9 protein-coding genes are annotated in these 8,162 nt (G+C 36.4%); 2 read left to right on the top strand and 7 right to left on the bottom strand.

All coding sequences use genetic code 11. The features are described from left to right. The 7 genes from KPC_RS15735 to KPC_RS15705 all read right to left on the bottom strand — a co-directional run. A partial coding sequence (locus tag KPC_RS15735; protein WP_146196652.1) for an acyl-CoA thioesterase occupies nt 1-424 on the bottom strand: 424 nt, incomplete at its 3' end. A 12-nt stretch (nt 425-436) separates the two neighbouring features. Next, the gene (locus KPC_RS15730; protein ID WP_121975304.1) at nt 437-1,630 is read right to left on the bottom strand and encodes a heme biosynthesis protein HemY; all 1,194 of its coding nucleotides are present in this window, start codon (nt 1,628-1,630) and stop codon (nt 437-439) included. Between the two features lie 9 nt (nt 1,631-1,639). Continuing rightward, nucleotides 1,640-2,479 carry a hypothetical protein gene (locus tag KPC_RS15725; protein WP_121975303.1) on the bottom strand — a complete coding sequence of 280 codons (840 nt, stop codon included), beginning with the start codon at nt 2,477-2,479 and terminating at the stop codon, nt 1,640-1,642. Further along, nucleotides 2,476-3,258: a uroporphyrinogen-III synthase gene (locus tag KPC_RS15720; RefSeq protein ID WP_121975302.1), complete on the bottom strand. Its 783-nt coding sequence runs from the start codon at nt 3,256-3,258 to the stop codon at nt 2,476-2,478. The genes KPC_RS15725 and KPC_RS15720 overlap by 4 nt, the downstream gene beginning before the upstream one ends. 14 nt (nt 3,259-3,272) lie before the next feature. After that, nucleotides 3,273-4,193: a hydroxymethylbilane synthase gene (gene hemC, locus KPC_RS15715; RefSeq protein ID WP_121975301.1), complete on the bottom strand. Its 921-nt coding sequence runs from the start codon at nt 4,191-4,193 to the stop codon at nt 3,273-3,275. Nucleotides 4,194-4,287: 94 nt separating this feature from the next. After that, nucleotides 4,288-5,025, bottom strand: a complete 738-nt coding sequence (locus tag KPC_RS15710; protein ID WP_121975300.1) for a LytR/AlgR family response regulator transcription factor — start codon at nt 5,023-5,025, stop codon at nt 4,288-4,290. A gap of 62 nt (nt 5,026-5,087) precedes the next feature. After that, nucleotides 5,088-6,227: a sensor histidine kinase gene (locus KPC_RS15705; protein ID WP_121975299.1), complete on the bottom strand. Its 1,140-nt coding sequence runs from the start codon at nt 6,225-6,227 to the stop codon at nt 5,088-5,090. Here KPC_RS15705 and argH point away from each other — a divergent pair. Continuing rightward, nucleotides 6,218-7,651, top strand: coding sequence for an argininosuccinate lyase (argH, locus tag KPC_RS15700; RefSeq protein ID WP_121975298.1), 1,434 nt, complete (start codon nt 6,218-6,220; stop codon nt 7,649-7,651). The two genes, KPC_RS15705 and argH, sit on opposite strands and share 10 nt — an antisense overlap. Nucleotides 7,652-7,662: 11 nt before the next feature. After that, the gene (locus tag KPC_RS15695) at nt 7,663-7,932 is read left to right on the top strand and encodes an oxidative damage protection protein (RefSeq protein ID WP_121975297.1); all 270 of its coding nucleotides are present in this window, start codon (nt 7,663-7,665) and stop codon (nt 7,930-7,932) included. Nucleotides 7,933-8,162: the final 230 nt, after the last annotated feature.

Here is an 8,162-nt window from a genome sequence, read left to right as displayed (position 1 = left end):
AGATATGACCAGCGGTTTTTTCTAAATCAATTATTTTCTGTTTAATATGTTCAGGTATGGATACCTTTTGCATATTTATTTTATCTACACAAACGATAACTGCTTCACTACTTGCGACAATATCTTGCTGTTGACTACTATATAGAACATAAGACATACGAAAGGCACTATTTCGCAATTCATCAACACGCACATATATTTTCAATATATCAGGATAAAATACTGACTTTAAATATTTGCACTGATTTGATGCAACAACTGTAAGAATATCTTCTTCAAAAATATTTAAAGCATCGAAATATAAAATTCTAGAACTTTCAATATAGCGATAATAAATAACATTATTAACATGACCAAAGGCATCCATGTCACCCCATGCGACTTTTTGCTCTAATACTATAGGGTAGTTCAAGGTAAGTTCCATATTCCTATCTCTCTATATCTTAAATTTCAGAAAATTTGCATCATTTTCAAAAATCATGTTTAGCTGCTGAATTAAATCGCGATCACCATTTAAAGTTGAACGAATTCTTAAATAATTCATAAAATTATTTTCAGGGTATAATGTTAACAGTTGATTCGCTTCACTTTCTCTTTGTGTTGCCATCAATACATGCCATTTAGCATAACTTAACACTGGTAAACCTTGATATTTATCTTCGAGTAATTTTATTTCATTTTCAACAGCATCATAATCTGGATTTTGTTTAAGCAGTTGTTGTTGAAACCACAAATAAAATACTTCTTGATCAAATTGTTCATTTAATAATGCTAAAGACAGCTCTTCATGCTGTAATCCCATATCTGGTATTCTGGCAATAAGTTTTAACCATAAAATTTTATCTGAATGGTTATAATCTGGAATTGAAGTTTGTAATAATTGATAGCGTTGCTGTAAAGCCTGAATATCTTCCAGATTTGCTTTATCAAATTGTACTAATAACTGTTGCAGCCAGAGTGTATTGGTATTTTCATCCAAATACCCCGCTTTAGTCGAACGTAAATATCCCCAAGGATTTTGAACAGCATATTGTCCCCATAATTTTGAAAGATACGATTTATAAGCATTTTCAATATTATGCAACCATGGCGATAATTCATGCTGACTTAAAAATTCTAAATGTGTTAATACCTGTTCAGAATCCTCCTGTGCCAGAAATATTTTTATTCGCAGTAATTCAGCCAATTCAAATGCCGATGCCGGACTTTGCTCTAGTCTCTCTAATGCCTCACTATATTTCGTTTGCCCATATAAAAGTTCAGCTGCAATAACATGATTCAATAAACCAGATTTTTCAAAAATCTGTAATATAAAATCAGGCTGATCTTGTGCTGCTTCAACCAGCCAAAGCACTCCTAGCTGCTCATATGGGTGTAGATTGCTAAAATCCAGAACATCTTCTTTTTTGCGTTGCTCTTTTGAAATATATCTTTTTAACAACAGCCATATAATCTGAAAAACAAAACTTGCAAAAAGAGTAAATATCAGCAAGACCCAGACATTCGTTTGAACTTGCCAGTTTCTCCAGTATAAATAAATATAACCTGAGCCATAGCCATAACTAAAAACACTAAAAAAAGCGATGATAATAAGACTTACCAATAAATAAGCAAAAATAATCTGCTTCATCTTTTACTCCTAGCCTAATAATGCAGTTGCATTAAGTTTTGGCGTTGGTAAAACAGGCAAATGTTTTAATTTTTCAATTTGTTTTGCTAGTTTCTGACTATTTTCATCAGGTAATTGCTTAAAACGGTTTGTTGCGATTTCCATGTTACTTTTAAACTCAGCAACCTGGCCATATGACAACGCTTGCTGTGCCAATAAAATACGGAGTTGAACTTCTTTTAGAATCAGCTTGCGATTCATTAATTCCGCATTTGGCCTTTCAACCGATTCAAACTGGAACCATTTTTGCCAAAAATACTTTGACTCTGATTTTGCTGGCTTTAAATTTTGATGACTAATCTCTTGCTCTAATGCATTATCGACCTGCTTTAATACATCATCAAACTGCTCTTGCCGGGTATGCTGATTGCTTACAAATTGCTGAACACTGATTTTATCTTTTTCCAGCGCCTGAACTAAACTATGTTTCAAAGCATCCGCGATCTCATACTGTACCAGACTTTGCTGCAAGCTATTTATTTTTTCCAAGGCATAAATATATTGTTGCTGCTGTATAGCAAATTGAATCAATTCAAGCTGTTGCCGAACCAGAACTACAGCAGAAATACCAGCTTGTGCAGGATTAACTGGTACATTATCGGTATCATTTTTAGGTGTTGTCGTGGTTTCTGGTACAACCTGCCTCTGTACAGCAACAATTTTATCATTCAAGTTAGCATTATTTTGCTCACTCTGATGTAAATCGCTTTGTAATTGCTCAAGCTGTCCTGAAGTTTGATAAACATCATAGCTTAGCTTTATAACCCATAATAAAGCTAAACAGATCAATATATACATAAACTTCTTCATATTACCCTTGGCAGCCCTGCAATCGTTTCACGCAATATATCAGGCTCTAAACTGTTGACTTGTGTCATTTTAAAATGAATATGTTGCATCTTTTTATCATGCTGCAAAATTTGGTACAAACGTTCACCCAAAACCAGATAATAACATTTTTGCAATATTTCAATTTGATTTTGACATAAATTTAGCCAGTTTCTCCAACTTGCCTCACTAGAAATACACATTACAACAGTATCTTCAGTATTTAATATCTCATGCTTTAACTCAGAAAACTGTAATTTACTTTGCTCAGGACAATGACGCTCATAGAGTAAAAAGTTAAAAACCTGAATACCTTGATCCAGTAAAGATTGCATCATAAATTGACGCCCGCCTTCACCTCGCCAAAATGCTACTGCTTGTAAATTTTTTTGCTGTTTAAAAATATCAAGGTCAAGCATTCCCTCAGATGTTTCAACACGAGGAACATCGCTTCGGATACCATATCTGGAAAGCGTTGTTGCAGTCGCTTGTCCGACCGCAATCCACTGTATATGAGACAACCTGGACAACTGTAAACCGCTTTGCTGCAAATATTGCATACCTATATTTGCAGCAGTTGGGCTTACAACAACGATAACCTCAACAGAATCAAGTTGTGAATAAAGCTGCTCTAGCTGTTTGCTCAATGGAATTGCTGATAAAATCAATAAAGGAAAATCAATAACCTTAACACCTGACCTAGTTAACACTTCAGTCAGGCGTTCAGCACGATCTTTGGGGCGAGTATTGATAAATAACATGATTGAATATCATTTTACTTATACAAGGCTTTGAGCAACTCTCCAGCACCCTTTTCAAGTAACTGTTTAGCAAGCTCAACTCCCAGTTGTTCAGCCTGTTTAACCTCTCCTACAACCGAGGCAATCAGGAGTTCATCCCCATCAACACTACCAACACGACCCTCAAGCTGAATCTGGTTATTTTCTAATATTGCAAACCCGGCGATTGGAACTTGACATCCGCCTTCAAGATAAGCATTGAATGCTCGCTCGGCACGAACACAAGCATTCGTTTCAGCATGCATCAGCGGTAAAATCAGATCTAACACAGCCTGATCCTGACTACGACATTCCAGGCCCAAAGCTCCCTGTCCAACTGCAGGCAAACTCACCTCAGGAGTGAGTACATGACGAATACGATCCTTGAGCCCTAAACGTTTTAATCCAGCACTCGCCAGGATAATTGCATCGTATTGGCCTTCATCCAGTTTTGATAGACGTGTACCAACATTGCCACGTAGATCAATAATTTTTAAATCTGGACGTTGTTTTAAAATTTGGCACTTACGACGTAAGCTAGACGTACCAAGCTTCGCCCCCTGTGGTAAGTCATCAAAACATTCATAATGATTAGAGACAAATGCATCAAATGGATCTTCACGCTCGCAGATCACAGCAAGATCTAATCCCTCTGGAAGCTGCATAGGTACATCTTTCATAGAATGGACTGCCAAATCTGCACGACCATCGAGCAGAGCAGCCTCTAATTCTTTGACAAACAAACCTTTTCCACCAATTTTTGCAAGTGGTGTGTCTAAAATTTTATCTCCCTGAGTGACAAAAGTAACCAATTCAACTTTTAGCCCTTGATGTAAAGCTTCCAGTCTATCTCGAATATGTTCAGCTTGCCAAAGGGCTAGAGGACTTTGTCGTGTTGCTATCTTCAGGGTTTTCATATATTTCAGAACATCAAAAAACAATAACCTAAACTTAACCTGCTGACTTAAAAATGCAAGAGAATTTTCCCAGAGAAGCAGTTTAATTTATGAGTTATAGACTTTGCAGTTTTTCTCTAAGCGCGGATAAATGTCGCCGACTGACCGACAGTTTTTCAGGAATCTCACGACATCTGATTTGATATTGTCCCGAGCCAACCATCTCCAGACCATCTATATAATCCAATGAAACTAATGCATTACGATGAATCCGGATAAATTGATCGGCAAATTCCAACTCTAGCTCTTTCAGCGTTTCATCAATCAATACACTGCCATTTTTATGTCGGACTGTGACATATTTTTGATCTGCCAGAAAATAATAAATATCCTCTACAGGAATTAATTCAACACCACGATACGTCTTGGCAACAATTTGTTGCCTTTTAATTTTTGAATCCATCTTCTGTTCTTTTTCTAAGTTTGTCATTTGCGCTTGATTCAAGTTTGTTAAGTGATCTAAAACAGATTTAAGTTCTTGTATTTCTATAGGTTTTAAAAGATAACCATTCACTTTTGACTGGATAGCCTCAAGAGCATGATCATGAAATGCTGTACAAAATACGACAGCAGGCATTGGATTCATGTTGCTCAGTATCTTGGCACAAGTGAGACCATTCATCTCTGGCATTTGAATATCAAGTAATACAACATCTGGCTTGAATTTTTTCACCAATTCAAGCACCTGTTTCCCATGGTTTGCTGTTGCGATTATTTGATGCCCTAATAGGGTAACCAATCTTGATAAACGAGCTACTGCTAGCGGCTCATCATCACAAATCAGGATGTTCATCACTCCTCCTTATCCTAACGTTAACGTTAAATAATTTTTTATGTGTTAACTCAGGCTTATTTTTATTTGTATTGGTATCGAATCAATGTTGTAAAGAAACCATTACCCATATAATTTTGAAACTGAACCGAATATCCAAAATGCGCTTTTAATCGCTGCCTTACGTTTTCCAGTGCAATCCCATGTCCCTGTCTTGTATTTATTTTATCCAATGTATTTGGGTTAGTAATGACTATAGTGACCTGATCTCGCAATATTTCAACCAATACCCCAATAGAACCACAAGTAAAATTATGCTCAACGCCATGGAAAATACTATTTTCTATAAGAGGTTGTAAAGTTAACAATGGAATTTGTACTTGATTTAAGTGTTCTTGTTCAGGTAATTTCCATTCTATATTAACTCTATCACCCAATCTAAGCTTCTCAATTTCAATATATTTTCTACAAATATCTAGCTCTTCTTGCAAGCTCACCAATTTAAACTCCTGAAAACTTGCTCGAAATAACCTTGATAAATTGATAAGTACCATTTCAGCTTTGTCAGGGTCTAGATGTATTAAACTCACTGCACTATTTAAACTATTAAATAAAAAATGCGGATGAATACGTGCTTGCAATGCTTGCAATCGCGCATTTGTTTCACTATTTTTTTTGATATACCATTGATTCAGAACATAAAAATAACGAATACAAAAAGCACCCAGTAAAATACCATAGCTTAAGTTTAAGCTTGCATGATTTAGAACAATCCCAATATTTAAGTACTGAAATGAAAAAAACCTCCCCCAATATTGGGCTAGATTTAGCACTACTGTTGTCAATAAGATTATGATTTGTAAAGCAATAAAAACCAGAAGCAATGCAATTGAAAGTCGCATATATCGCAACTTATTTTTAACCTGATCAATAATTGTAACAAATGCCAACAAAACCCAATTAATAAAAGCAATATATTCAAAAACATGGGGAAAGTGTAAATTCCCCCATGAACCAGCCTCAGCAAGCGCTATAACCAGCGCCAAAATATTACTTGCAATGAATAATTCAATTAAATGTTGCCAACTACCTATTTTCGTAAAAAAATAAGATGTATTAAAATCCTGTTCACGACTTAAAAGAGATTCATTCTGCTTTGCTTCGGCAAGTCCGTCTGAATTTGATATAATCTGTTTTATTTTCCCGAGCCAATATGACCACATCCTCTAATTCCCCAAGTAAGTCCACCCAAAACCAAACATCTGGAATGTGGGGTGGTCGTTTTTCAGAAGCAACCGATGCATTTGTTGCCGAATTCACTGCTTCTGTTCAATTTGATCAACGTTTTTATAAACAAGATATTGCTGGTTCTATTGCCCATGCAACAATGCTTGCAAAAGTCGGTGTACTCACCGAACAAGAACGTGATGATATTATTAATGGTTTAACGACTATTAAAGCAGAAATTGAAGCAGGAAACTTCGAATGGCGCATCGATTTAGAAGATGTGCATATGAATATTGAGTCACGATTAACCAATCGTATTGGAATCACTGGGAAAAAATTACATACAGGACGTAGCCGTAACGATCAGGTTGCTACAGATATCCGCCTTTATGTTCGTGATGAAATAGATGAAATTTTAAAATTATTAGAACGTCTACAAAAAGGCATCTTAGGGCTAGCTGCTAAAAACACCAACACGATTATGCCTGGTTTCACCCATTTACAAACTGCACAGCCAGTGACTTTTGGTCATCATTTGATGGCATGGTTTGAAATGCTTGTTCGTGATAGTGAACGTCTCATTGACTGTCGTAAACGTGTAAATCGCATGCCACTCGGTTCTGCGGCATTGGCAGGTACAACGTATCCAATTGATCGTGCTTATACGGCTGAGCTTTTAGGTTTTGAAGCCGTTGCAGAAAACTCTCTCGATGCTGTTTCAGATCGTGATTTTGCTATCGAGTTTAATGCAGCTGCATCACTAATCATGATGCATTTATCACGTATGTCAGAAGAAATGATTCTCTGGACTTCAGCACAGTTTAAGTTTGTGAATATTCCAGATCGCTTCTGTACTGGTTCTTCAATCATGCCACAGAAGAAAAATCCTGATGTACCAGAGTTAATTCGGGGTAAAACAGGTCGTGTATATGGCGACCTGATGAGTTTACTTACCCTCATGAAAGGACAACCTTTAGCCTACAATAAAGATAATCAAGAAGATAAAGAGCCATTATTTGATGCGATCGATACTGTTCGTGGCTCACTTATGGCATTTGCAGACATGATTCCAGCACTTATTCCTAATGTTGAAATCATGCGAGAAGCAGCGCTTCGCGGCTTCTCAACTGCCACTGATCTTGCTGATTATCTAGTTAAAAAAGGTGTTGCTTTCCGTGATGCACATGAGATCGTAGGAAAAGCTGTAGCTCTTGGCGTTCAAGAGGCAAAAGACTTATCTGAACTCTCACTTGAACAATTACAACAGTTCTCTGATTTGATCACTGCCGATGTATTTGAAAAAGCTTTAACATTGGAAGCCTCTGTCAATGCTCGCAACCACATCGGTGGTACTGCACCAGCCCAAGTACAGGCAGCCATTGAACGCGCTTATACCCGTCTTGAAAAACTTTATGCTTAAGGAGCTTTGATATGTCTCGACAAGTATTTTGCCGTAAATATCAAAAAGAAATGGAAGGCCTAGATTTTGCTCCATTTCCAGGTGCAAAAGGTGAAGAACTTTTCAATAATGTTTCAAAACAGGCCTGGCAAGAATGGCTTAAGCACCAAACGACTTTAATTAATGAAAAGCGTTTAAATGTATTTGAGCCTGAGGCAAAAAAGTTTCTTGAAGAACAACGTGAAAAGTTTTTCAGTAATGATGAAAGTGTTGAAAAGGCTGAAGGCTGGAAACCAGAATAAAAAAAAGCTAGCTTTTTTTTAATATACAACATGTAAGTACCAATTGTACTTGACCTCAAAAACCCAAAGTGCTTCTTTGGGTTTTTTAATTCATTGAATTATCTCTCTTAATCATTTTTCTGAGAGCAGAAAGTCTGTAAAACCCGGCTATGGTCTATACATTTGATTATTGTTTAATAATAATTATCAATCTTATAACAGAGTTCATGTTTATTTTTTCTTTTAAAATC

Source organism: Acinetobacter stercoris (genome assembly GCF_900323515.1).
In the GTDB taxonomy this organism is placed as follows: Bacteria; Pseudomonadota; Gammaproteobacteria; order Pseudomonadales; family Moraxellaceae; genus Acinetobacter; species Acinetobacter stercoris.
This window is presented reverse-complemented; position numbering and strand designations above follow the sequence as displayed.

Coding starts and splice junctions, on each gene's coding strand:
- KPC_RS15720 (WP_121975302.1), bottom strand. CDS start 3,258: ATGTTATTTATCAATACTCGCCCCAAAGATCGTGCTGAACGCCTGACT.
- KPC_RS15705 (WP_121975299.1), bottom strand. CDS start 6,227: ATGTGGTCATATTGGCTCGGGAAAATAAAACAGATTATATCAAATTCA.
- hemC (WP_121975301.1), bottom strand. CDS start 4,193: ATGAAAACCCTGAAGATAGCAACACGACAAAGTCCTCTAGCCCTTTGG.
- KPC_RS15695 (WP_121975297.1), top strand. CDS start 7,663: ATGTCTCGACAAGTATTTTGCCGTAAATATCAAAAAGAAATGGAAGGC.
- KPC_RS15710 (WP_121975300.1), bottom strand. CDS start 5,025: ATGAACATCCTGATTTGTGATGATGAGCCGCTAGCAGTAGCTCGTTTA.
- argH (WP_121975298.1), top strand. CDS start 6,218: ATGACCACATCCTCTAATTCCCCAAGTAAGTCCACCCAAAACCAAACA.
- KPC_RS15725 (WP_121975303.1), bottom strand. CDS start 2,479: ATGAAGAAGTTTATGTATATATTGATCTGTTTAGCTTTATTATGGGTT.
- KPC_RS15730 (WP_121975304.1), bottom strand. CDS start 1,630: ATGAAGCAGATTATTTTTGCTTATTTATTGGTAAGTCTTATTATCATC.